The 23,365-nt window shown below is 72.2% G+C and carries 17 protein-coding genes; 9 read left to right on the plus strand and 8 right to left on the minus strand.

The window, feature by feature from the left end; all coding sequences use genetic code 11:
* The first annotated feature begins 36 nt into the window (after positions 1 to 36).
* The 8 genes from ACFVYX_RS13245 (at position 37) to ACFVYX_RS13280 (ending at position 13,450) form a co-directional block, all read left to right on the plus strand.
* Positions 37 to 2,976: a type 2 lanthipeptide synthetase LanM family protein gene (locus ACFVYX_RS13245; protein ID WP_389681436.1), complete on the plus strand. Its 2,940-nt coding sequence runs from the start codon at positions 37 to 39 to the stop codon at positions 2,974 to 2,976.
* A complete protein-coding gene (locus ACFVYX_RS13250) occupies positions 2,976 to 5,117 on the plus strand; it encodes a peptidase domain-containing ABC transporter (protein WP_389681437.1) in 2,142 nt (713 codons plus the stop codon). Before ACFVYX_RS13245 ends, ACFVYX_RS13250 begins: the two co-directional genes overlap by 1 nt.
* Before the next feature lie 55 nt (positions 5,118 to 5,172).
* Entirely contained in the window at positions 5,173 to 6,087 is a 915-nt protein-coding gene (locus ACFVYX_RS13255; RefSeq protein ID WP_389681438.1) for an ABC transporter ATP-binding protein, read from the plus strand.
* On the plus strand, positions 6,087 to 6,824 hold the full coding sequence (locus ACFVYX_RS13260) for a hypothetical protein (protein ID WP_389681439.1): 738 nt from the start codon (positions 6,087 to 6,089) through the stop codon (positions 6,822 to 6,824). Before ACFVYX_RS13255 ends, ACFVYX_RS13260 begins: the two co-directional genes overlap by 1 nt.
* A 233-nt stretch (positions 6,825 to 7,057) precedes the next feature.
* Positions 7,058 to 7,231, plus strand: a complete 174-nt coding sequence (locus tag ACFVYX_RS13265) for a class II lanthipeptide, LchA2/BrtA2 family (protein WP_167346869.1) — start codon at positions 7,058 to 7,060, stop codon at positions 7,229 to 7,231.
* 233 nt (positions 7,232 to 7,464) lie between these two features.
* A complete protein-coding gene (locus ACFVYX_RS13270) occupies positions 7,465 to 9,630 on the plus strand; it encodes a peptidase domain-containing ABC transporter (RefSeq protein ID WP_389681440.1) in 2,166 nt (721 codons plus the stop codon).
* Positions 9,627 to 12,446, plus strand: a complete 2,820-nt coding sequence (gene lanM / locus ACFVYX_RS13275; RefSeq protein ID WP_389681441.1) for a type 2 lanthipeptide synthetase LanM — start codon at positions 9,627 to 9,629, stop codon at positions 12,444 to 12,446. The genes ACFVYX_RS13270 and lanM overlap by 4 nt, the downstream gene beginning before the upstream one ends.
* Positions 12,447 to 12,493: 47 nt before the next feature.
* Positions 12,494 to 13,450 (plus strand): LLM class flavin-dependent oxidoreductase, encoded by a 957-nt coding sequence (locus ACFVYX_RS13280; protein WP_389681442.1) that lies wholly within the window; start codon positions 12,494 to 12,496, stop codon positions 13,448 to 13,450.
* A gap of 28 nt (positions 13,451 to 13,478) precedes the next feature.
* Here ACFVYX_RS13280 and ACFVYX_RS13285 read toward each other — a convergent pair whose 3' ends face one another.
* Both ACFVYX_RS13285 and ACFVYX_RS13290 read right to left on the minus strand, forming a co-directional pair.
* Entirely contained in the window at positions 13,479 to 13,946 is a 468-nt protein-coding gene (locus ACFVYX_RS13285; RefSeq protein ID WP_389681443.1) for a hypothetical protein, read from the minus strand.
* A 74-nt stretch (positions 13,947 to 14,020) separates the two neighbouring features.
* Positions 14,021 to 14,806 carry a BTAD domain-containing putative transcriptional regulator gene (locus tag ACFVYX_RS13290; RefSeq protein ID WP_389681444.1) on the minus strand — a complete coding sequence of 262 codons (786 nt, stop codon included), beginning with the start codon at positions 14,804 to 14,806 and terminating at the stop codon, positions 14,021 to 14,023.
* Positions 14,807 to 15,157: 351 nt separating this feature from the next.
* Here ACFVYX_RS13290 and ACFVYX_RS13295 point away from each other — a divergent pair, with 351 nt between their 5' ends.
* Entirely contained in the window at positions 15,158 to 16,153 is a 996-nt protein-coding gene (locus tag ACFVYX_RS13295) for a helix-turn-helix transcriptional regulator (protein WP_389681546.1), read from the plus strand.
* A 38-nt stretch (positions 16,154 to 16,191) separates the two neighbouring features.
* Here the strand turns inward: ACFVYX_RS13295 and ACFVYX_RS13300 are convergent, their stop codons facing one another.
* The 6 genes from ACFVYX_RS13300 to ACFVYX_RS13325 form a co-directional block, all read right to left on the minus strand.
* Complete coding sequence (locus ACFVYX_RS13300) at positions 16,192 to 16,989, minus strand: helix-turn-helix transcriptional regulator (RefSeq protein ID WP_389681445.1); 798 nt, start codon at positions 16,987 to 16,989, stop codon at positions 16,192 to 16,194.
* Positions 16,990 to 17,101: 112 nt separating this feature from the next.
* Entirely contained in the window at positions 17,102 to 17,302 is a 201-nt protein-coding gene (locus tag ACFVYX_RS13305; protein WP_389681446.1) for a hypothetical protein, read from the minus strand.
* A gap of 248 nt (positions 17,303 to 17,550) precedes the next feature.
* Positions 17,551 to 18,201: a thymidine kinase gene (locus tag ACFVYX_RS13310; protein WP_389681447.1), complete on the minus strand. Its 651-nt coding sequence runs from the start codon at positions 18,199 to 18,201 to the stop codon at positions 17,551 to 17,553.
* A 53-nt stretch (positions 18,202 to 18,254) separates the two neighbouring features.
* Positions 18,255 to 19,460: an alkaline phosphatase family protein gene (locus ACFVYX_RS13315; RefSeq protein WP_389681448.1), complete on the minus strand. Its 1,206-nt coding sequence runs from the start codon at positions 19,458 to 19,460 to the stop codon at positions 18,255 to 18,257.
* On the minus strand, positions 19,460 to 20,056 hold the full coding sequence (locus ACFVYX_RS13320) for a DUF5998 family protein (RefSeq protein WP_073819664.1): 597 nt from the start codon (positions 20,054 to 20,056) through the stop codon (positions 19,460 to 19,462). The genes ACFVYX_RS13315 and ACFVYX_RS13320 overlap by 1 nt, the downstream gene beginning before the upstream one ends.
* A gap of 31 nt (positions 20,057 to 20,087) precedes the next feature.
* Positions 20,088 to 23,213, minus strand: a complete 3,126-nt coding sequence (locus ACFVYX_RS13325; RefSeq protein WP_389681449.1) for a GNAT family N-acetyltransferase — start codon at positions 23,211 to 23,213, stop codon at positions 20,088 to 20,090.
* Positions 23,214 to 23,365 lie beyond the last annotated feature (152 nt).

The following is a 23,365-nucleotide window of genomic DNA, read 5'->3' on the forward strand; positions in this document are numbered from 1 at the left end:
GGCAATCTATCATCTTCCGCGCAGGGAGCCGGAGCATTGATCTCGCCCGCGAATCTTTACCCAGAACTCGACAGCGTCGAAATCCGCGAAACCATCGAGCCCCTCAGCGTTTTCGCGCCCGCCGTCCACGTCAAGCTCTCGGCTCCGTCCGACGTCGCTCCAGAGGCCCCCTCGCCGACCGCGCTCGCCTGGTCGCTGGAGCCGGAGGAGTATCCGTTCCAGCGCGTGATTCGGCGGCTGGCACTGCCGGCGGCCGGCGGGCTCCTCCCCGCGGAGCTCACGGAGGCCGTCGCTGACCTGGACGCCTTCACCCTCCAGGTGCTCGGCCGGGCCGAGGCCCGGCTCCGCGACGTGGCGACCCGTACATTGGTCGCCGCGGTCAACAAGGCCTCCGCCGAAGCGCTGCTGCGGGGGGCGACCCCGCACGAGCGCTACCAGGACTTCGTCGCCCGGGCGTGGAGAGACGCCCTGGAGCCGTTCCCGGTGCTCCGCTCCGCGGCCGGCCATGTGGTGCGCAACGCCCGCGAGGCCGCGCGCGAACTCGTCCGGCGCCTCCACGCCGACCGGGACGAGGTCTTCCGGTTCTCCGGCGTCTCCCCCGGCGACCCGCTGCTGTCCATCGGCGGGGCCGACGGCGACTCGCACGCCCACGGCAGGGCGGTGAGCATCCTGAGGTTCGCCTCGGGGGCCCGCCTGGTCTACAAGCCCCGGGACGTCTCCTGCGAGGCGGCCTTCGAGACGGTCGTCGAGCGCGTCAACGCGGAGGCCGGATGCGCGCTGCCCGCCGCCCGCACCCTGGTGCGCGACGGGTACGGATACGTCGAGTACGTCGAACAGGAGGACATCGGCGGATTCAGCGTGCCGTTCATGCGGGCCTGCGGCCAGCTGGCCGCCGTGTTCTACCTGCTGGACGCGCGGGACATGCACTTCGAGAACATCCTGCCCACCCGCCGGGGCCCGGTGGCGATCGACCTCGAGACGCTGCTGCACCCCTCCCGGGTGCACACCGGCCCCACGCCGGAGGCCGAGGGCAACGCCTACGACGAGATCGGCCGCAGCGTCTACGGCATCGGGATCCTCCCGTTGGTCCTGGCCGGCAAGGACGAGGACGCGGGCTATGTCGACCTCGGTTTCCTCGGCGGCGACAACCAGGGCGTCTCCCCCTTCAAGACCATGGTCTTCGAGCACCCCTTCACCGACCGGATCCGGGTGCACCTCCAGGCCCGCCCGTCCGAGCAGCGCTCCACAGTGGTCCGGGAGAGCACCGAGCGGGAGATCCACGGGCTCGCCGGACAGATGGCCGACGGGTTCCGGCAGGTCTGCGAGGCGGTGATGCGCCGGCCCTCCTGGTGGACCACCCTCCTTGAGGGGCTCGCGCCTGCCATGCGCCTCCGCTACATCCACAACCCGACGTCGCAGTACGCGCAGATCCTGCGGATGGCTGCCTCCGCCGCCGCGATGGCCGACCCGGCGCTCGCCCAGGCCCTGCTCCACAGGATCGCCATCCCCTCCCGGTTCTCCGACCGCAGGCTCGTCGGCTCGGAGCTGCGGCAGATGGCCGAACGCGACGTCCCCTACTTCACCGTGCCCGCCACCGGCACCACCGTCCACGACTGCGACGGCGAGGACACCGGCGTCCGGCTCGGCCGCACCCCGCTCTCCCGGGCGCTGGCCAAGGCCGCGGCGCTCGACGAGCAGGCGGTGCGGCGGCAGCTGCGGCTGCTCCACTCGGCCTTCTGCTCCCGCTTCCCCGACAACCACCTCTCCGGCGGGACCGCCTTGAACGGCCGGGCCCCCACCGGCGAGCGCACCAGCCTCGAGCGGCTCGCCCGGTCGCTGGCCGACGCCCTGACCGCGGGCAGCCTCCCCGACCAGTACGGTCATCTCCCCGCCACCTGGATCGGCCCGCTCGCCTCCGCGCAGGCCGCCCGGCCCTGGCCCTCCGGCGTGCTGGGGTACGACCTGTACACCGGACGCACCGGCCCCGCCCTTGCCCTGGCCGCGGCCGCGGCCCACTTCGGCGACGAACGCTACGAACGGGTGGCACGCCAGGTCTTCGAGCGCAGCGCCGGCATCCTCACCGACGGCGTCTACGAGCTGCGCAGCATCCGGCAGAGTGGTGCCGGCGCCTACACCGGCACCACCGGCCTGCTGTTCGCCCTGTGCGAGGCCGGGCGAATCCTGCGGGAGCCGGGGTGGGTCAAGGCGGCACAGGACGCCGTGCCGCTGGTCGTGGAGCAGCTCGGCCCCGCGAACACCCCGGAGGTGATCTCCGGGATCTCCGGCATCACCACGATGATCGCCTCGATCGGCGGCGACCACAGCCACAAGGCCCTGGACGGGCTCACCGGCCGGCTGCTGCGCCATGCGGAGGAGCCGTCGGGCTCCTGGTGGGAGCAGTCGGGCTTCGCGCACGGCGTCGCGGGAGTCCTGCACGCCCTCGCCACGCTGCCCGACCACACCGGGCACCGCGTCGATGCCGCCATCGGCCTCCTGACGGACCGTCTGGAGACGTTCTACGTGCCCCGGGAGCGGAACTGGTCCACCAACTCCGCCTTCCCGGGCCGGTTCTCGACCGGCTGGTGCCACGGCGCCGCCGGCATCGCCATGGCGCTGTCCGCCGTGACCGCCCGGACAGCGGACGAACGGACCGCCGAGCGCCTGGAGGCGGCCCTCGACAACACGTTCCGGCAGGGCTTCGGACGCAACCTCACCTGGTGCCACGGCGACCTCGGCAACATCGACGTGGTCCGCAGGATCGCCGGCGACGACCAGGAGCTCCTTGAGCGGGCCGCCGCCGTCGAGGCGCGCCGGCTGGGTCCTGACGTGGTCGCGGAGAAGCTCGCCGACACCGGTTCCCGCTACGCGCACACCGACAGCGCCATGGTGGGCTCCTCGGGTGTGCTGCTGCACCTCCTCGGCCGCCTCGACGACGCCCGGCCCCGGGTGTCGCCGATCTGGCACGGAGCCCTCTGATGGGCCTCCGGGTTCCCTCCGTCACCCAGGTCACCCAGACGGAGTGCGGGCTGTGCTGCTGCGTCGCGGTGATGGGGTACCACGGCCGCACCGAGGACTTCCGGACCGTGCGGGAGGACCTGGAGGCCGGCCGTGACGGTCTCGGCGCCAAGCAGCTCGCGGACTTCCTGCGCTCGCGGGGCATGGAGGTCAAGGCGTTCCGGGCCCGGAGCGTGGAGGCCCTGCGGGGCTTCACCGAGCCGGTGATCCTCTTCTGGGAGGACTACCACTTCCTGGTCCTTGAGCGCTTCGACGGCACGACGGCCTGGGTGATGGACCCGGCCGTGGGCCGCAAACGCCTCACCCGCGACGAGCTGGAGGCCGGCTTCTCCCAGGTGGTGATCGCGGCCTCCCCCGGCCCGGACTTCACCCGGCAGGCCCTCCCCGCTTTCCGGCACTGGCGGTCGCTGCCGCTGGTCCCGGCCCGGGCGGGCCGCCGGATCGCCCTGGTCGCCCTGCTGTCCCTGGGCTCCTACGCGGCGGTGCTGGGCATACCGGCGCTGACCAAATGGGCCGTCGACCGGGACGACTCCTGGAGCGACCTGTCCCAGACGGGGCTGATCGCGGGGGCGGTGGCGGCGGCCGCGATCGGCTACCTGCTGTTGTGGATGCTGCGCACCGCCGCGCTGGCGGGGCTGATCGCCGTGACGGGCCATCACCTGATGAGCCATGTCTTCAGGAGACTGCTCTCCCTGCCCTTCAAGTTCTTCGCCACCCGGCAGCCCGGCGAGCTTCTGTTCCGCCTGAACACCGTCAACAGCGTCCGGGACCTGCTCTCCTCGCGGATCGCCCAGGGCGTCCTGGACGTGGGGACCCTGGCCTGCATCGGCGTCTACCTGTTCGTCACCGAGTGGCGCATCGGCCTCCTGGCGCTCGCGCTGTTCCTGCTGAACGGCGGCTTCCTGTGGTTGAGCCGGCACCGGGTGAAAGAGGTGACGGACACCGAGCTCGCGCTGCTCTCCCGCTCCCAGTCCACGCAGCTCGACGCCATCGTGTCCGTCCCCACCATCAAGATGGGCGGCTACGCCGGCCGGTTCGCCGACGAGTGGGAGGCGACCTACAGCGCCTCGCTGGACGCGATGCGCACCCGGATGCGTATCCAGCAGGGCTGGATCTCCGGAATCGCCGCCACCACGCAGATGTTCGGCCCGCTGGCGCTGCTCCTCGCCGGCCTGCACTTCGTGTCGCGGGGGACGGTGACCATCGGCTCGGCCATCGCCGTGCAGGCCGTGGCGGGCACCTTCTTCGCCCTGAGCACCTCCGTCTTCCAGATGCTGACGGAGATCACCGAGACCTCCCGCTACGTGAGCCGGCTGAGCGACATCACGGCGCACGAGAGCGAGCCGGAGGGCGGGCCCCGCACGGAACTCCACGACACCTCCATACGGCTGAGGGAGGTGTCGTTCCGCTACACCCGGCACAGCAGGCCGGTGCTGGAGGACGTCTCGCTGGAGATCCCGGCCGGCGCGAAGGTGGCGTTCGTCGGCGCGTCGGGTTCGGGCAAGTCCACCGTCGGGCGCGTCGTCTGCGGGCTCCACCAGCCGACCGGAGGGGTGGTGGAGTTCTCCGGCCACCCCATGAGCGCCTACCGGACCGACTTCCTGCGCGGGCAGATCGGGTACGTCCCGCAGGAGGTGCACCTGCACAACCGGACCATCCTCGAGAACCTGACCCTGGGCCAGGACATCGGCGAGGCCACGGTCCGGGAGTACTGCGCGGCCGTGGGGATCCTCGACTTCGTCGAGGAACTGCCGATGGGGCTGCGGACCCTGGTGTCCGAGATGGGCTCCAACTTCTCCGGCGGGCAGCGGCAGCGGCTGGCCATCGTGCGGACACTGCTGCAGCGGCCGAGGGTCATCGTCCTGGACGAGGCGACCGCCTCGCTGGACACCGCCAACGAGCGGCGGGTCTCCCGGATCATCGCGGAGACCGGGGCCACGCAGATCGTCATCGCGCACCGGCTGGCGACGGTCCAGGACGCGGACCTGATCCACGTCCTGGACCGCGGCCGGATCGTGGAGCGGGGGACGCACGAGGAACTGCTCGCCCTGGGCGGGGTGTACGCGGGGCTGTACGCGGAGCCGGTGGCGGGGGCCGTATGAGGGCCGGTGGGCTTGGCCGTCATGTCACGACTGTTCATGGACGAGAGGTGCTGTGATGATCGAGGTCGAGAACCTCACCAAACGGTACGGCGCGAAGGTCGCCGTGGACGGTCTGTCGTTCTCCGTGACCGCGGGGAAGGTCACCGGGTTCCTCGGCCCCAACGGCGCCGGCAAGTCCACCACCCTGCGCATGATCCTCGGTCTGGACGAGCCCACCGCCGGCCGGGCCACCGTCCTCGGCGTCCCCTACCGGAGCCTGGCACGCCCGCTGACCCGGGTGGGAGCACTGCTCGACACCAGGGCCGCGCACCCGGGCCGCAGTGCCCGGGACCACCTGCGGGTGCTTGCCGCTTCCCACGGCCTGCCCGCCACCCGGGCCGACGAGGTCCTGGACCGGGTCGGCCTGCTCGCGGTGGCCCGGCAGAGGGTGCGCGGATTCTCCCTCGGCATGGGGCAGCGGCTCGGCGTCGCGGCGGCGCTGCTCGGCGACCCCGAGGTGTTGCTGTTCGACGAGCCGGTCAACGGACTCGACCCCGAGGGTGTCCGGTGGATCCGGGAGCTGATGCGGGGGCTGGCCGCGGAGGGACGGACGGTGCTGGTCTCCTCCCATCTGATGAACGAGATGGCGGTGACCGCCGACCATCTGGTGGTCGTCGCCCGGGGCCGGCTGCTCGCGGACACCCCCGTGGACGCGTTCATCGCCGCGCACTCGGACCGGACCGTACTGGCCCGGGTGGCCGATCCGGAGGGGATGCGGCGGGCGCTGCGGGAGCAGGGAATCGAGGCCGTGCGGCGGGACGCGGCGACGCTGGCGGTGAGCGGGGTGTCCGTGGAGAAGGTCGGGCTCGTCGCGAGCGCGGAGCGTATCGCCGTTTTCGAGCTGACCGCTTCCGAAGGTTCACTCGAAGAGGCGTTTATGAAGCTGACCGAGGAACACGCTGAATACCGGGCTTCGACGGGGGGATTCTGATGAAGCACGCCGTGGCCGCCGAATGGGTCAAATTGACGACGCTGCGGTCGCCGAAATGGTCCCTGGCGGTCTATCTCGTCCTGATGATCGGACTTGCCTTCGTCTACGGAATGGTGCCCGGCGAAAGGCAGCTGACGGCGCCGGGGTTCGACCCGGTCGGGCTCGGCCTGTCGGCCGTACCGCTCGGGATGATCGTTCTGGTGATCATGGGGATTCTCGCGGTGACGGGCGAGTACGCGTCGGGCTCGATCAGGAGCAGTCTGCTGGCCGTCCCCGACCGGGCCCGGTTCTACTACGCCAAGGTGGGTCTTGTCAGCCTGGTCAGCGGGGCGCTGGCGGTGGTGGGCGTGGTGCCGGCCTTCCTGATCGTGCAGAGCGCCATCGGGGAGCACCGGGCACCGGCGGGGCTCGCCACGGCGGGGCATGTGGCGGGGGCGGTGCTCTACACGGTGCTGCTGGTGGCGTTCTCCATGGGGGTGGCGACGCTGCTGCGGTCGGGGGCGGCGGCGCTCTCCGTTCTGCTTCCGCTGTTCTTCATGCTCTCCACGATCCTGAGCAACATACCGGGGGTCGGGGAGGTGGCACGGTTCCTGCCGGATGTGGCGGGGGGGATGGTGCTGCGCGGCTCGGGGGGCGACGAGGTGCTGGGAGCGCGGTCCGGTCTTGGCGTGCTCGCCGTGTGGACGGTGGGGGCTGTGGCGCTCGGCCATGGGATGACTGTGCGGCGGGATGTCTGACCGGTCGACGCGCCTCGGACCCCGCGAAATGGGCCCCCACACGAATGTGTGGGGGCCCGACGCTTTTTCCGGTGCATTTCAGCGTGTGCGTGCGAAGGCGTCAGGTCTATGCGTTCGGCGAATTGAGGGCGGACAGACTGGGAGGCGTCCTCCGAAGGCGGAGGATGCGCGTTCCGTATGTCCCCTGTCGATTTCCGGGCGCGCGACGGGAGAAAACCGAAAAGGAGAAGACCATGGAGAAGATGCAGGCCGACGTCCTCGGCGGCTACGACGAGTTCGAGCTCGTCGAGATGGGCGAGGCGGACGTGTACGGCGGTACGACCTGGAGCTGCGCCATCGTCACCGCCGTGGCGACCCTGGTGTCCGCCTCCGCCTGCCCGACCACCAAGTGCACCAGCCAGTGCTGAAGCCCTTGACGGCTCTGATACGCGCGGCCCGCTGAAACCGGACCGCCGCGTCGGTCACGACGGACGGGGTGGGGGTGGGCCGGACCGAGGTCCGACCCGCGCCGGGCTTCCCGGCCTCCCGCCCCGTCCGACGCTCCGTCAACGCAGGCCCCCTCTCCTTGCCCGACGTCCCACAACCCGGAGGTGCGGTAGCCATGGGCGCTCGCCCGGAATCACGTCGGACCGCGCGACGCGTGCCGGCCGTCACCCAGGTCGCCCAGACCGAGTGCGGTCTGTGCTGCTGCGTGGCCCTGCTCCGTTACTACGGGCGGGACGAAGGCATCTCCGAGGTCCGCGAGGACATGGACGCGGGACGGGACGGCCTGAGCGCCCGGCAGCTCGCGCGGTTCCTGGAGTCCCGCGGCATGCGGAGCCGGCTGCTGAGCGCCCGGGGCGTCGCGGCGCTCACCCGGTTCGACTCGCCCGTGATCCTCTTCTGGGACGATCACCACTTCGTGGTCCTGGAGAGCTTCGACGGCGATCAGGCCGTCGTCATGGACCCGGCCGTCGGCCGCCGTCGGATGACCTCGGACGAACTCGCCCGGCACTTCAGCGGCGTGGTCATCACCGCCGAGCCCGGCCCCGCGTTCCGCCGGCTGCGCCGCCGGCCCTTCGCCGACTGGCGGACGATGCCCCTGCTGCCCGAGGGCGCGGGGCGCCGGATGGCCGGTGTCGGGGCGCTGTCGCTGGCCGCCTACGCCGCGGTGCTGGGGATTCCGCTGCTCACCGAGTGGTCCGTGGACCGGTTCTCCGGCTGGACGGAGCTCGGCGACCATCTGTGGGTCATCGGCATGGTGGCCGCCGCCGCCGTCGGCTACTACTTGCTCCATCTCCTGAGGATCCTGCTGCTGTCCTCGCTGGTGGCGGTGCTCGGACGGCATCTGATGGACCACGCCTTCACTCGGCTGCTGTCGCTGCCGTACCGGTTCTTCACCACCCGTCAGCCCGGCGAGCTGCTCTTCCGGCTCGGCAGCGTCAACGCCGTCCGCGACATGCTCTCCTCCCGGGTCGCCCAGGGCGTCCTGGACGTCGGCACCATGGTCTGCGTCAGCGGCTACCTGCTGCACGTGGAATGGCGGCTCGGGCTGATGGCGCTCGCCCTGGTGCTGGCCAACGCCGGCTATCTGGCCGCCACCCGACTGCGGGTCCTCGAGGCGGTCGACATGGAGATCACCCACCTGGGCAGGAGCCAGTCGCTGCAACTGGACGCCATCGTCTCCATCCCGACCATCAAGATGGGCGGCTACGCCGAGCAGTACCTGGACACCTGGCGCGAGACCTACGCCGCCTCCCTCGACGCGATGAAGGCGCGGATGCGGCTGCAGCAGGGCCGGGTGACCGGCGTGGCGGCCACCATCCAGATGTTCGGGCCGCTGCTGCTGCTGCTCGCCAGCCTCTACTTCGTCGGACGGGGAACCATCAGCATCGGCGGGGCGATCGCGGTGCAGACCGTCGCCGCCACCTACTTCGCGATCTCCACCTCCGTGTTCCAGGCGTACGCGGAGTTCACCGAGACCAGCCGCTACATGTCCCGTCTGAGCGACATCACCCGCACCGAGCCCGAGGGCCCCGGCGGCGACCGCGAGGAGCTGGCGTCCGCTTCCGTCGAACTGGACCAGGTGTCCTTCCGCTACACCCGGCACAGCGAACCGGTGGTCCGCGACGTCTCCATGGACATCCCGGCCGGCGCCCGGGTCGCCCTGGTGGGCGCCTCCGGGTCGGGCAAGAGCACCCTGGCCCGGATCGTCTGCGGCCTGCACGAACCCACCTCCGGCTCGGTCCGCTTCGGCGGCCGGGACGCCGGCGAGTACGACCGGGACTCCCTGCGCCGAGTGATCGGCTACATCCCGCAGGAGGTCCACCTGCACAACCGGTCGATCCTGGAGAACCTCACCCTGGGCCAGGACATCCCCGAGGAGACCGTCCGGGAGTTCTGCCGCGAGGCCGGCATCCTGGACTTCCTCGACGACCTGCCGATGGGCCTGCAGACCCTGGTCGCCGAGATGGGCTCCAACTTCTCCGGGGGGCAGCGGCAGCGGCTGGCCATCGTGCGCACCCTTCTGCAGCGGCCTTCCATCCTCGTCATGGATGAGGCCACCGCCTCCCTGGACACGGTCAACGAACGCCGGGTGACCCGGCTGATCGAGGGAATCGGCGCCACCCAGATCGTCATCGCGCACCGCCTGTCGACGATCGAGTCCGCCGACCTCATCTACGTGTTCGACCAGGGACGGATCGTCGAGCAAGGAACACATTCAGAACTCATGGACGGAGGCAGCGTGTACCGGGACCTGTACGCGGCGACAGCCGATGAGGCCGGCCGGACGGCCGAACTGCTGGTGGAAGGTGCCGGGGCATGAGCGAGAGCATGGTGGCCGTCGAGGCCTTCCTCCCCTTCTACTCCCATGTGGTCCCCCGGTCCGCGGTCGAGAAGGAGCTGCGCGAGCCGCTGCTGCGGGCTGCCGCCCCTGACCGCCGCGGCAGCGTGCTGGACCAGGCCCACGAGGCCCTGCTGAAGACGGTGGAGACGCAGTCCTATCGGATACTCATCGGCGAGTTCCACGCCTTCCGCGAGCAGCTGGGCCTGCCGATGGAGTCCGGCGGCGACACCGCCCTGCGCCGCTTCACGGCCCGTCTGGAGGAGCCCGGCGTCCCGGACGCCCTACTGGAGAAGTACCCGGTGCTGCGGCAGCGACTGACCGGGATGCTGTCCCACTCCCTGGACGCCTACCGCGAGTTCCTCACCGCCTTCGCCGACGACCACCCGCTCCTTGCGGAGGCCGGACTGCTCGGCGCGCCGGGCGACGCCGGCCGGCTGCTGTCCGCGATCTCGCCCAGCGGCTCCGACCTGCACAACGACAACCGTCAGGTACACATTCTCCACCTGGCCAACGGAACCCGGCTGGTGTTCAAGCCGCGGCCGCTCACCGCGGACGACTTCGTCCGCGACCTGTACCGGGCGGTCGCCCCGTACCTGGAGCACCCGCTGTCCCGCTGCGTCCCCCGGTCGTTCACCGTGGGCACGCACGGCTGGCAGGAGTTCACCGTGCCGGCCGCCATGGAGCGGGCGGACCAGCCCGGCCGCTACTTCTACCGGATCGGCGCGCTGGCGGTGCTGTTCGGCTCCATCGGTGCCACCGACCTGCACGACGAGAACCTGCTGGCCTGCGGCGAGCACCCGTGCGTCATCGACACCGAGACCATGCTCCGGCCGGACGCCGGGGTGGGCGACGACTCGCTCCCCGACGCGCTGATGAACCACACCAAGCTGTCCGTCGCCTCCACGATGCTGGTGCCGATGGTGAACCCGACCTCGCCGGTCGACTTCATCATGGCGGGCGTCGGGGTGGCGGGCGACCAGCCGTCGTCCATGACCAGCGCCGTGATCCGCGACCCGGGAACGGACGCCATCGCGGTGTCACGGGAGCCCTTCAACTACCGGCAGGGCGACAACGTGCCCCGGCTCGGCGAGACGCACCTGATCGCCACCGAGTGGTTCGACGCCATCCTGGCCGGCTGCCGCGCGGCCCTGACGGCCCTGCGGGACGGCGTCGTCACCCGCGTCCTTGAGGCCCACCCCGGGGTGCCGGTGCGGCTCCTTCTGCGCTCCACCATGATCTACGGTCGTTTCATCGACGCTTCCACCCACCCGAAGTACCTGGTGGACCCCAAGGAGGCCGAGCGGCTGTTCGGACTCCTGAAGATGCACCAGGACTACCTGTCCCCGGAGGCGGAACGCTTCGCGGCGGACGCGGAGCGCGCCTCGCTGCACGGCGGCAACGTGCCGTACTTCGTCACCCGGGGTGACTCCGACGCGCTCGGCACGGTCAACGGGTCGACACCCGGGGTGTATTCGGCGACCGCGCTGGACTTCGCCCGGCGCGGCGTCGCCCACAACGCCGCCCGCACCGACGCCTACCACCACTTCCTCCTTGAGGAGTGCTTCGGCGAGCTGTGCGGCGAGGACACGCCCGGCGGGCTCTCGGCCTCCGGGGTCTTCGGCGGGCACCTGCTGGCCGGGGCCCGTCCCGGCGCCTGGTGGCGCTCCATCGCCGGCCGGATCGCCGAGGTGCGGGTGCCGGTCACCGCTCCCGGCGGGCAGGAGGAGTGCGGATGGGTCGGCGGCATCGGCCCGGACCGCGACGCCTCCACCATCACCCCGGGCAACTTCGTCTCCTTCCACGACTCGGCCGGCGTGGTCTCCTTCCTCAACCGCGCCGCCGCCCGCGACGAGAGCCTGGCCGGTCCGGCCGGCAGCGCCGACCGGGGGCTCACCACCCTGCTCGCCGAGTACGGCGAGGCGCTGCTGCAGCGCCCCGAGTCGGTGTTCACAGGGGCCGCCTCGCTGCTGCTGGTCCGCCCCGAGGAGCCGGCAGCCGCGTCCGCCCGGCTGGCCGGCCTGCTCCAGGCCCTCCAGGACCGCGCGGCGGAAGGCGTCCTGGAGACCGACCTCTCCAACGGCCCGGCCGGGCTGCTGATGGTCCTGCTCGACCGTCTCCGCCGCGACGGCTCCTCCTTCCCCGCCGACGCCACGACGGTCGAGCGGCTCACCGACCTGGCCCTGTCCCACCTGGGCAGGGAGCGGGAGACCCACTGGTCGGACCTGGCCCACGGCGAACTGGGACTGCGCTGGGCGGCCGCCCGGACCGGATCCGTTCTGGGCCTCGATCGCACCGCCAAGGAGGCTGCGGACTGGCTGATCGGCCGCTGGGAGCGGGACGGCGTCCCGGCGGAGCACGGCTGGTGCAAGGGCGCGGCCGGCCTCCTCCTGGCCGGCTCGGAGATCCTCGTCGCGGCGGGCCGGGAGGACTGGCTGACCGAGTCCCGGCTGACCGATCTGGTCGGCCGGGCAACCGCCCTGGCGCCCGGCCGCGCGGTGGACCTCTCCGTCTGCCACGGCAGCAGCGGCGTCGTCCAGTGCCTGATCGGCGCGGGCCGCACCCTGGGACGCGCGGACCTGTTCGAGCGGGCCGCCGCCCACCAGGCCGAGGTCCTCGGCCGGATCCGCGAGGACGGCTACTTCACCGGCGCGGCCGGCCGGACCTCACTGATCGGCTACATGCTCGGCTGGGCCGGCGTGGGCGACACCGACCTGATGGTCGATGCCCTGCTCGGCGGCGCGGACCCGGCCCTTCTGCGCCTCCCGCTGGAGCTGTCGGCGCCTTCCCCGAGCTGACCGCCCGCCTGTCATCCGCTCCACCACTCGTCGAAAGGGCTGCCGGGATGCGGCACTCGATCCTCCTCCCCGTCAACGCCACCCGCCCCGAGCAGGTGATCCCCTTCGCCAATCTCGTCAAATGGGGTGGCGCGGCCCGGCTGTGGCAGGGCCAGGGTCTCGTTCTGGACAGCCATCAGATCGTGAGCTGGCTGGCCGGCTCCGGAATCAGGGTGCCCGCCGGGTTCGGGGTGTCGCTGATGCCCTACCGCTCGCCGTACAACGCGGCGATCGAGGCCCGGTCGGTGGCGCTGGCCACCGGGCACGAGGTGGTGGCCGGCTACGGTCCGGGCTCGCTCGCCGCGCAGACCTGCGCCATGGGACGGCCCTACCCCAGTCAGCTCACCGCCTGCCGGGAGTACGTCACCATCGTCCGGGACCTGCTGGACGGCGGGATCAGCGACCGCGAGGGGGAGATCTTCTCCGCCAAGGCGCAGCTCATGCCGTTCCACAAGCCGGAGGTGTCACTGGGCCTCGGCGTCCTGCGGGAGCGGATGGCGGAACTCGCCGGAGAACTCGCCGACGTGGCCATCACCTGGATGGCCTCGGCGGCGTACCTCGAGGAGTTCCTGATCCCGGCTCTGCGGAGCGCGAAGGAGCGGCGTCCGGAGCAGCCGGTCAAGGTCACCGCCTATGTTCCGGTGGCGCTGGCCGGCCCCGACCGGGACATGGCGAAACTGCTGCGGGCGACCTGCGGGGGGCACATCCAGTTCCCCCACTACCAGGCCGTCCTGCGGCGGGCCGGTATCGGGATCACCGGCGACGGCGGGCCCGGCGACGTCCGTGCGCTGGTGGACGGCGGAATCTTCCTCTACGGGACGGCCGAGGAGATCCACCAGCGCCTTGACGCCTACCGGGCGCTCGGCGTGGACGAGGTGGTCCTCAACGTCACGGGGGTCGGCGCGGTGCACGGACCCCGGGCCGCCGCGTCCGACCTCTACGAGATCCTGAAGGCCGCGCCGTGACCGGGCAGGTCACTGTTCACCTGAGACGTCAGGAGCGACCGGTCCCACCGGCGGATGGCTGCCCGGTTCCGAGCGTCCGAGCCCGCTCCAGGTCACGGGCGAGATGTGCCCGGCGCCGCCCGTTCGTGCGGCGGCTGCGCCGGTCCTCGGGGGTGTCGTACATCAGCTGGGTATGAAAGTAGTTGACGTGCTCCAGGACGGCGAAGAGTGTGAAGAGCAGGCCCGGGATGCTCCCGGTCCCGGGGTCGTCGGCCACCGCGAGGACGGTGAGCGGCACGCCGAGCCCGAGCAGCACCAGGTTGACCACCCGAGCGGCGGCGAACACCGCCGCCCCGGGGAGCGGCGCGCCGCCGCCGGCGGACAGGGCGCGGAGCTTGACCGTCCAGTACGCGGCGCCCTCCAGCAGGAGCAGCGTGACCAGTGCGAACCCGAGGAGGTTGGCGGCGGTCGCGGGCACGCCGACCACGCCGAACCAGATGACCGTCTGCAACGGCACGTTGACCAGTTCCCCCACCGCGAGCGACCGAAGCCGCCGTCGTACCCGAGCCCCGGCCGGCCGGCTGCCCGCCGTCACTGGCGCGCCATCTCGGCCACCAGGCGGTGCGCCCGCTCCGTGTCCCAGGTGAGCGCGGCGGCCCGGATGGCCTCGACGCCGGGAGGGACGTCCAGGCCCAGTTCGTCGGCGAAGACGGTCCGACAGCGCTCGATCACGCCCAGCGCGCCGGCCACGTCACCCTGCGCGCAGTAGGTGGCGGCGAGCAGCTGCCACAGCCGCTGCCGGTAGGGGGCCTCGGCCAGCACGGTCTCGATGCGGTACGACAGCATCTCGGTCCGATGGGTCAGCAGGCACGCGGTGAAGAAGTCCTGGCAGGCCTCGAAGCGGGTGTTGCTGAGGCCCACCGTATGAGCGTGGAACCACCGGGTGGCCGGAAGCCGTTGGCCGAACGGGCCGCGCCAGAGGGCGAGCGCCTCGTCCAGGTGGCCGACCGCGGCCAGGTGGTCGCCCGCGGCGAGCAGTTCCCTGCCCTGCCGGGCGAGCTTGAGGAAGCAGGACAGATCGAGTTCGTCCGCGTCGACGCTGAGGGCGTACCCGGTCTCCGCGCCGCGGCTGGTGGTCAGCCGCTCGCTCAGTCCCGGCTGCGCGGAGTCCAGGCAGCGGCGGAGCCCGGTGAGATGGCTCCTGATGTTGGCCACCGCCGAGCTCGGCGGGTCGTCCCACAACAGCTCGGTCAGCTCGCCCATGCCGACGAACTGTCCCCGGCGCAGGAGCAGCGCGGTGAGCAGCGCGCGGCGGGCTGCCGACTGCGTCTCGGCACCGCCCGCGATTCTCACAGGCCCCAGCAGTCGGAAAAGCATCTGGCTCTGCCACCTCTCGTGTGGAGTGCTGAGGCAGGTACCGGCCCGGGCCACAGGAGCCGCCGGCGGCGGCATCGTGTCCCCCCGCGCGTCGTGTGGCCAGCACCACGCCTCCCTCCCGACCGAATATGGCAGCGCCCAAGGCGGGGAGGAACAAAGCCTGCTGGCCAGATACGGCCAACCCGATGCAGGATCCGGCCTGATCGTCACTGCGCCGAAGATCCTACTGCTGAGTCACCAGGGGCTCCTGGGGAAACCTTTACCCTTCGGGCACCTCCCTTCTACAATTCCGGCAGCACACGCCGCCCGGATCCTTCCCGATGTCCTCTCCCACGGGAGTGCCTCTTGCTCGTGCACCACATGGCGGTCCTCGGTCTCACTGCGGCGGAAGAGGAGCTCTACCGGCACCTGCTGCGCAACCCCGGCGTCGAACTCGAAGAAGTGCACGTCCTGTTGAGACAGGAACCCCTCACCCTGGAGGCGGCGGTGCGTCGGCTGCGGGAACTGCACGTCATCCGCGAGGACGACGGCAAGGCGTGGCCGCACAAGCCGGACCTGGTGGTCAACCGGCTGGCCCAGCAGCGCCTGGAGGAGTTCTACAGCACCATCCGCACGCTGTCCGACCTGAAACCCATCGTGGACTCCCTGACGCGTGACGCGCGCGACCAGGGCCCGAAATCCGAACACGCCCCGGTGGAACGGCTGATGGGGTTATCGGCCATCCGCGAGCGTCTGGACGAACTGGCGTTCTTCGCCCGTACGGAGGTTCTGGCCTCCGAGCCCTACGACGCGCTCACCCCGGAGAACATCAAGCACTCCCGCCCGCTCGACCTGCGCTGCCTGCGCCGTGGCGTCGTCCTGCGCAACCTCGTCCGCGCCTCCGCGGTGGCGGACGACACCACGCGGGGTTACCTCCAGGAGCTGACCGCCGCCGGGGCCCGGATCCGGGTGGTCGAGGACCTGAGCGAGCTGATGATCGTGTACGACCACCACACCACGCTGGTGCCGGTGGACCCGAAGAACACCTCCAAGGGCGCCCTCTGCTCGAGCGAGGAGGGGATCGTCACCACCGTCGTCAACAATTTCGAGCGTCTGTGGGCGGGGGCCGAGGACTTCACCGACCTCGTCGGGCAGGGCGACGACGCGGCGGGCGAACCCGAACTGACCGACCTGCAACTACAGGTGCTGCGGGCGATGTGCACGGTCGGCAAGGACGAGACCGGCGCCCGCCAGGTGGGCACCGCACTGCGCACCTACCGCCGCCACATATCGGAGCTGATGCGGCTCCTTGGTGCGGAGAACCGCGCCCATGCGGCCTTGCTGGCCCGAGAACGAGGGTGGGTCTGACAGCCGGTGGGTCCGAACAGCCGGGGCGTGGCCGGCCGTCAGCCGTCCCCGAGTTCCCGGGCGTCCGCCCACAGCCGCTCGAAGTGGTTGACGACCGTGCTCACCATGCCGGGTTCAGCCGTCACGAACGCGCCCTTGGCGATGTCCGAGGGCTCGACGGGCACCAGCGCGGTCCCGCCGTCGCACACCGCCATCGGGCTGTCCGAGGAGGACAGCACCCGCACCCGCGCGCCGGCTCCGGCCAGTTGGCGCAGGTGGGCGACGACCACCGGGTCGGCGAGCACGGACTGCCGCACCAGGAGCCGCACGGTGACGCCGCGGCCCAGCATCCGCAGGCCCAGCGGCAAGGTCAACCGTAGGACCCGGCGGTCGGCCTCCTCGCAGAGTCCACCCACCAGCATCTCGGAGCGGGTGCTCAGGGCGAGGGCCTCCACCCTTGCCCGCAGCACGGTGGGATCGGTGATCCGCTCCACCAGCCGGCTGTCCGGCGGAGGCGTGTCACCCTCCTCGGGCCGGCCGGTGACGGCCGCCTCGTCCTCCAGGGAGCACACCACCGTGTAGACCTGGGCAAGGCTGCGGGTGATGGTGTGCAGCTCGGCCAGCAGCCGCTCGGCCAGCAGGGCCACCACCGCCTTCGGCTCCTCCGGCCACAGCGCCCCGTCCCGCTCGGCCACGGCTCCCAGAGCCTTCAGTCGCCCCACGGCGGCCGCCCCGGTCCCGGACGGGTGCCAAGGCGCGGCGACCGTCTCGGCGACGCCGCTGCCGGGATGCCTCAACAGGTGGCGGTACGTCTCCTCCTCCGCAGGGGTGATTCCCAGGATCTGCATGCGGTGCATCGGCGGTGCTCCACGGTCGGTCGGTGACGAGGTACTGGAAAGGCGGTGTCCGCGCGTCGTGCTCGGCACCCGGACCGCCGGACCCACCCCCGTGGCGGTCTCGCCGCGAGGATCAGATGCCCGGCTTCTCCTGCCAGCCGTTGACCCAGCACGCGTTCCGGGGATCGAGACAGCCGTCCGCCACGACGACGGCGTCACCGCTCGCCGGTGTGACGCTCCCCGCGAGGGCGGCGAACGCCCCTGCCGTCGCCAGCGCGGACAGCATCGCCGCCGCGATCCCTCGGGCAGCCTTGCTGGTGGCGGTACGCATCATGGTTCTTCCCCTCCCGGCGCCCCCGGGCGCCGTTCCTCAGAGGTGCCCGGGACGAGTTCCCCGACCACATCAGAAGCATCGCAGCGAACCGCCTCCTCCACAGTGCTCCCCGGTGGCATGCTCCTGCCTCCGCACCGTGCACGATCCTGCCACCGCCGGTGGGCCGGGCTCGTGGCCTGTGAGGGGATCACCCTCCTTCTGCGGGGAGACCCGTCCGAGAGGTGACCGACAGGAGCGCCTCGGAGCCGTCAGGTGTGGTTGACCGGCAGGACGTCCGGGGAAAGAGCGCCGGCCTGTGAGGAGGCCGACGTCATCCGCTTGCGGTGGTGGCGGCGGCAGAGGACCTCGTAGCCGATCTCCTCGGCCGGACGGTTCACGTCGCCGACGACGACCTGCTCGCCCTCGACGACCATCTCGCCGCCGACCGTACGGGCGTTGTGGGTGGCGCGGGCGCCGCACCAGCACAATGCCTCGACCTGGAGCTGCTCGATCCGGTCCGCCAGCTCGATCAGCCGCTGCGAGCCGGGAAACAGCCTCGTACGGAAATCCGTCGTGATGCCGAAGGCGAAGACGTCGAGACCGAGGTCGTCGACGACCCGCGCCAACTGGTCGATCTGCTCCGGAGCCAGGAACTGCGCCTCGTCGACGATCACGTAGTCGGCCTTGCCGCCCTGCGAGAGCTGCGCGACGAGGTACGCGTACACGTCCATGCCCTGCGGCGCCTCGACCGCCTCCGTCACCAGGCCGAGCCGGGAGGACAGCTTGCCCTCGCCCGCCCGGTCGTCACGGGTGAAGATCACGCCCTGGAGCCCCCGCGCGTCGCGGTTGTGGGCGATCTGGAGCGCCAGGGTGCTCTTCCCGCAGTCCATGGTTCCGGAGAAGAAGACCAGCTCGGGCATGACGGGTCGGGGACCTTTCAGGTCGTGGGGGGGAGGTGAGGGGCCCGGAGGGCTCAGGAACGGACTTCGAGCAGCGGGACGAGCTGCTCGGCGGGGGTCATGGACCCGTGCATGCCGACCATCGCGGACTCATGGGGCTCGTTGACGGAGGCGGTGATCGCCACGTCGTCGTGGGCCGCGGCGACGACGTCGCCGATCCGGCCGTACACGCGCTCGTCGATCTCGTCGCCGAACCAGCCAAGGGAGATGGCCTCGTCACGGCTCGCGACCCAGAACTGCTCGCCGATCACCTCGCGCCAGCAGGTGAGGACGTCCGCCTCGGCGCCCGGGACCGCGTAGACATGGCGGGCCCGTCCCTCGCCGCCGAGGAGGGCGACGCCCGCGCGCAGCTCCCAGTCCTCGTCGAAGTCGATGCGGTGCTGCTCGTCGAAGGGGATGTCCACCATGCCGTGGTCAGCCGTGACGTACAGGGCGGAGCGGGGCGGCAGCTGCTCGGCGAGCCGCCGCACGAGCCGGTCGACGAACATCAGCTGGCCACGCCAGGCGTCGGAGTCGATGCCGAAGCGGTGCCCCGCGCCGTCGAGTTCGCTGTAGTACGTGTAGACGAGCGAGCGGTCTCCGGCGGCGAGCTGCTCGGCGGAGAAGTCCATGCGCTCCTCACCGGAGAGCCGCCCGTGAAACGTTCCGCCGCTGAGCGCGACCTTGGTGAGCGGGGTCTGCTCGAAGATCGGGGAGGACACCTGGGCGGTGTGGATCCCCGCCTCGTGCGCGAGCCGGAAGACGGTGGGGTACGGCTGCCAGACCTGCGGCGGCGTCCACGGCTTCCAGCGCAGCTGGTTCATCAGCCCGCCGGTCGCGGGGTCGCGCACGGTGTACCCGGGCAGTCCGTGCGTACCGGGGTAGCGGCCGGTGCCGACGGAGGCGAGCGAGGTCGCCGTGGTGGCGGGGAAACCGGCGGTGACCGGGCGGCCGGTGCCCCCGCGCGAGGAGCCGAGGAGCGAGGTCAGATACGGGGCCTCGTCCGGGTGGGCCGCGATCTGCTCCCAGCCGAGCCCGTCGATCAGGAAGACGCAGTTCCGGTCGGCCGGGGCCAGCTCGGCGATCCGCGGCGTGAAACCGGGCGCGCCCTGGCCGGCGACCAGGGTCGGCAGCAGGTCGGCGAGGGAGCCTGAGCCGTACTCGGGGACCGGGGCGGTCGCCGGGGCGAGCGGGACCGGATCGTCGGGCCAGCCGTGGCTGACGGCGGTGGGCTGCACCATCAGCGGGTGGGGGCGGCGGTGGCCGCGATGGCTTCGGAGAGGGCCTGGGCGAAGGCGAGGGTCTGCCGGACGGTGTCCGGACCGTCCCCGGCCTCGCTCACCCGCAGGCTGAGGTCGTCGGCCGTGGCGTTGCCGGTGTAGCCGTGATCGGCGTCGCAGTTGGAGTCGCCGCAGGCGGCGGGCTCCAGGTCGATCCGGGAGACGGCGCCCCAGCCGATGGTGAGGACCACCTCGCGGGGCAGGGTGCCCGGGGTGTACGACTCCGGGTTGGCGACCACACGGCTGACGACGACGGACGAGATCCGGTCGAGCTTCACGGACTCGGTGGACGTCGTGGCGTACGGCGTCGGGGAGCTGGTGTCGGCGGCCTGCTCGTCGGTGTGGCTGACGATGAAGCGGTGCGGCGTCAGAACGAGGACGGTCACATGGCGGCGGACCTCGTTCGCGTCGAAGGTGGTCTCCTGGTGCACCACGTACGACGCGACGGCCTCGCCGCCGACGGCGGCCTCCACCGCCTCGGCCACGAGGGCCGGGTAGTAGCCGCTGCGCTCGATCGCCGCGCGCAGCCCCTGGGTCGTCGTACCGGTCTTCGCCATGGACTCCATCCTACGGGGCGGCCGGGCCCCCTCAGGCCCTTCGGTAACTCGGCAGGCTGCGCGGCCCCAGGTCGGTCCGGGGCGGCGGCGGGGCCAGTCGGACGGTGGCGCCGAGGACGGAGAGTCCGCGCGGCGCCACGACCACGGGCTCCAGGGAGACGGCGACCACCTCGGGGTGCTCGTCGACGAGCCGGGAGACCCGGAGCAGGATCTCCTCCAGGGCCGGGGTGTCGACGGGGGCGGAGCCGCGCCAGCCGAAGAGCAGCGGGGCGGTGCGGAGGGAGCGGACGAGTTCGGCGACGTCCCGGTCCGTGGCCGGAACCAGCCGGTGGGCCGTGTCGCCGAGCAGCTCGGACGCGGCGCCTGAGAGGCCGAAGGAGAGGACGGCCCCGACGGCCGGGTCGATGGCGGAACGGACCACGGTGTCGACGCCCCGCGGCACCATGGCCTGCACGACCGGCTGGAGCTCCTCGGGCTTGCCGAGGACCCCGGTCATCTCGGCGTACGCCGTGCGCAGCTGTTCCTCGGTGGCGAGGTCGAGCCTGACGCCGCCGAGGTCGGGACGGTGGCGGAGGTGGGGCGCGGTCGTCTTGAGGGCGACCGGGTAGCCGAGCCGGCCGGCGGCCGCGACGGCGGCGTCGGGGGTCGGCGCGGACAGGGTCGGCAGGACGGCGATCCCGTACCGCGCGAGCAGCTCACAGGCCTGCTCGGTGTCGAGGGTCACACCACGCGGGTCGGCCTCGTCGCCGCCGAGGACCCGCTCGATGAGCGCGGCGGCCCCGGCCTCGTCGATGTCCTCGTACTCGGGCACCCGCCCGGGCTCGGCGGCCTGCCGCCGCCACTGCCCGTACCGCACGGCCTCGGCCAGGGCCCGCACGGCCCGCTCGGCGGCGGGGTACGCGGGGATGGTGACCCCGCCCCCCGTCACCCCCGGCTCGACGACGCCCCCGCCCGGAGCCGCACCGGCCGGAGCCCCGGGTCCCTGCGCGGTCACCTCGCCGGGCCGGAACGCGGTCGCGGCTCCGGGGGCCTCGGCCGGCACTCCGGCAGGGGACTCGGCCGGAGTCCCGGGTCCCGGCGCGGCCGCCGCCCCGGGCCGGAACGCGGTCGCGGGAGCGGGCGCGTGCCCGGGCGGCGGCTCGGGGTCCTGGCGCGGCGGTGTGCCGGGCCGGGGAGCGGACGCCGCTCGCGGCACCGGGCCCGCGCCGCCGCCCCGGCCCTGTGCCGCCGGCCTCGTGCTCGTCGCGATGGCGAGCGCCTCCGCGAGGCCGCCCATCTCGACGTGGACGACCACGACCGGCTTCGTCGGGGCGGGCGCGGAGGCGACGGCCTCGCGGAGGGAGGCGGCGAGGACCTCGCCGTCGCCGAACTCGGTCGCGCCGTTCTCCCCGACCCAGGGGATCGCGTTGACGACGACCGCGTCGGAGGTCTCGTCCGCGAGCGCCGCCGCCAGCGCGTCCCGGAAGTCCGCCGGTTCCGCCGCCGTCGTCAGGTCGAGCGGCCGCAGCGGGCGCAGCCCCTCGGTCAGACAGGCGTCGTACGTGAGGAGTCCGAGCGACTCGGAGTTGCCGAGGATCGCGACCCGGGGCCCGGCGGGCAGCGGCTGGGCGGCGAGGAGGAGTCCGGCGTCGACGAGTTCGGTGACCGTGTCGACCCGGATCACACCGGCCTGGCGGAGCAGCGCGGAGACCGTCGCGTGCGGGATACGGGTGACCGGCACCCGGTGGCCGGGCGGGGCGCTGCCGCTGTGACGGGCGCCCTTGACCACGACGACGGGCTTGACGGCGGCGGTGCGGCGGGCGAGCCGGGTGAACTTCCGGGGGTTGCCGATCGACTCCAGGTAGAGGAGGACGACGTCGGTTCCGGGATCGTCGTACCAGTGCTGGAGGAAGTCGTTGCCGGAGACGTCGGCGCGGTTGCCGGCGGAGATGAAGGAGGAGAGGCCCGCGCCCCGCCGGTGGAGTCCGGCGAGGAGGGCGATGCCGATCGCGCCGGACTGGGTGAAGAGCCCGATCCGCCCGGTGCCCGGCATCTGCGGCGCGAGGGAGGCGTTGAGCCGGACGTCGGCGGCGGTGTTGATGATCCCGAAGGCGTTCGGGCCGATGATCCGCATGCCGTACGAGCGGGCCTGCCGGACGAGCTCGCGCTGCCGCTCGCGTCCGGCGGCCCCGCTCTCGGCGTATCCGGCGGAGAGGACGACGAGCCCCCGTACGCCGTGTTCGCCGCAGTCGGCGACGGCCTCCGGCACCCGTTCGGCGGGGACGGCGACGATGGCGAGGTCCACCGGCTCGCCGATGGCACCGACGGAGGGGTGGGCCGGGACGCCGTCGAGCTCCGTCGCCTCGCCGGCGGGGAGCGCGGCGTTCACCGCGTACACGCGGCCGGCGAAGCCGGCGCCCAGGAGGTTGCGGAGGACGGTCCGGCCGACACCGCCGGGGAGGCGCCCGGCTCCGACGACGGCGACGGACCGGGGGGTGAGGAGGCGCTGCACGGAGCGGGCCTCGGCCCGCTGCTCCCGTGCGCGCTGGACGGCGAGGGAGCGGTCGGTGGGTTCGAGGTCGAGGTGGAGCCGTACGGACCCGTCCTCGAAGCTGCGCTTCTGGGTGTAGCCCGCGTCGGTGAAGACCTTGATCATCTTGGTGTTGGCGGGCAGGACCTCGGCGGCGAAGCGCCGGATGTCCCGTTCGCGTGCGACCGCCGCGATGTGTTCGAGGAGCGCGGAGGCGACTCCGCGTCCCTGGTGGGCGTCCTGGACGAGGAAGGCGACCTCGGCCTCGTCGGCGGGTGCGGAGGCGGGCAGTCCGCGGTCGTTGATGCGGTCGTAGCGCACGGTGGCGATGAACTCGCCGCCCACGGTCGCCGCGAGTCCGACCCGGTCCACGAAGTCGTGGTGGGTGAAGCGGTGGACGTCCTTGGCGGAGAGCCGGGGGTACGGGGCGAAGAAGCGGTAGTACTTCGACTCGTCCGAGACCTGCTCGTAGAAGCTGACGAGGCGGTCGGCGTCGTCGGCGGTGATGGGCCTGATGCGCGCGGTGCCGCCGTCGCGGAGCACCACGTCGGCTTCCCAGTGGTCGGGGTAGTCGTGGTCCGGTGTTTCCGGTCGCGCCGGTGCCGCCGGCTGTTCCGCCGCTTCCGACTGCTCCGACGCGCTCTCCATGGGGTCAGCCTAGGGGGTGACTCGCCCAGGGGCCCGGCCTCGGCGGCAAGAGCTTCCCGAGGCCGCGACACGGCCGTCGGCATCGGTCGCGCGGGGGGTGTACGCCGTGCATGGTGGGGGCACCCCGTGCAAGGTGGGAGCACGCCGGGCGC

It is taken from the genome of Streptomyces sp. NPDC058326 (assembly GCF_042879855.1).
GTDB lineage: Bacteria > Actinomycetota > Actinomycetes > Streptomycetales > Streptomycetaceae > Streptomyces.

Excerpts from the sequence above, each read along its gene's own strand:
- ACFVYX_RS13250 (WP_389681437.1), top strand. The coding sequence starts at position 2,976 with ATGGGCCTCCGGGTTCCCTCCGTCACCCAGGTCACCCAGACGGAGTGC.
- ACFVYX_RS13255 (WP_389681438.1), top strand. The coding sequence starts at position 5,173 with ATGATCGAGGTCGAGAACCTCACCAAACGGTACGGCGCGAAGGTCGCC.
- ACFVYX_RS13260 (WP_389681439.1), top strand. The coding sequence starts at position 6,087 with ATGAAGCACGCCGTGGCCGCCGAATGGGTCAAATTGACGACGCTGCGG.
- ACFVYX_RS13265 (WP_167346869.1), top strand. The coding sequence starts at position 7,058 with ATGGAGAAGATGCAGGCCGACGTCCTCGGCGGCTACGACGAGTTCGAG.
- lanM (WP_389681441.1), top strand. The coding sequence starts at position 9,627 with ATGAGCGAGAGCATGGTGGCCGTCGAGGCCTTCCTCCCCTTCTACTCC.
- ACFVYX_RS13280 (WP_389681442.1), top strand. The coding sequence starts at position 12,494 with ATGCGGCACTCGATCCTCCTCCCCGTCAACGCCACCCGCCCCGAGCAG.
- ACFVYX_RS13290 (WP_389681444.1), bottom strand. The coding sequence starts at position 14,806 with ATGCTTTTCCGACTGCTGGGGCCTGTGAGAATCGCGGGCGGTGCCGAG.
- ACFVYX_RS13300 (WP_389681445.1), bottom strand. The coding sequence starts at position 16,989 with ATGCACCGCATGCAGATCCTGGGAATCACCCCTGCGGAGGAGGAGACG.
- ACFVYX_RS13305 (WP_389681446.1), bottom strand. The coding sequence starts at position 17,302 with ATGATGCGTACCGCCACCAGCAAGGCTGCCCGAGGGATCGCGGCGGCG.
- ACFVYX_RS13310 (WP_389681447.1), bottom strand. The coding sequence starts at position 18,201 with ATGCCCGAGCTGGTCTTCTTCTCCGGAACCATGGACTGCGGGAAGAGC.
- ACFVYX_RS13315 (WP_389681448.1), bottom strand. The coding sequence starts at position 19,460 with ATGGTGCAGCCCACCGCCGTCAGCCACGGCTGGCCCGACGATCCGGTC.
- ACFVYX_RS13320 (WP_073819664.1), bottom strand. The coding sequence starts at position 20,056 with ATGGCGAAGACCGGTACGACGACCCAGGGGCTGCGCGCGGCGATCGAG.
- ACFVYX_RS13325 (WP_389681449.1), bottom strand. The coding sequence starts at position 23,213 with ATGGAGAGCGCGTCGGAGCAGTCGGAAGCGGCGGAACAGCCGGCGGCA.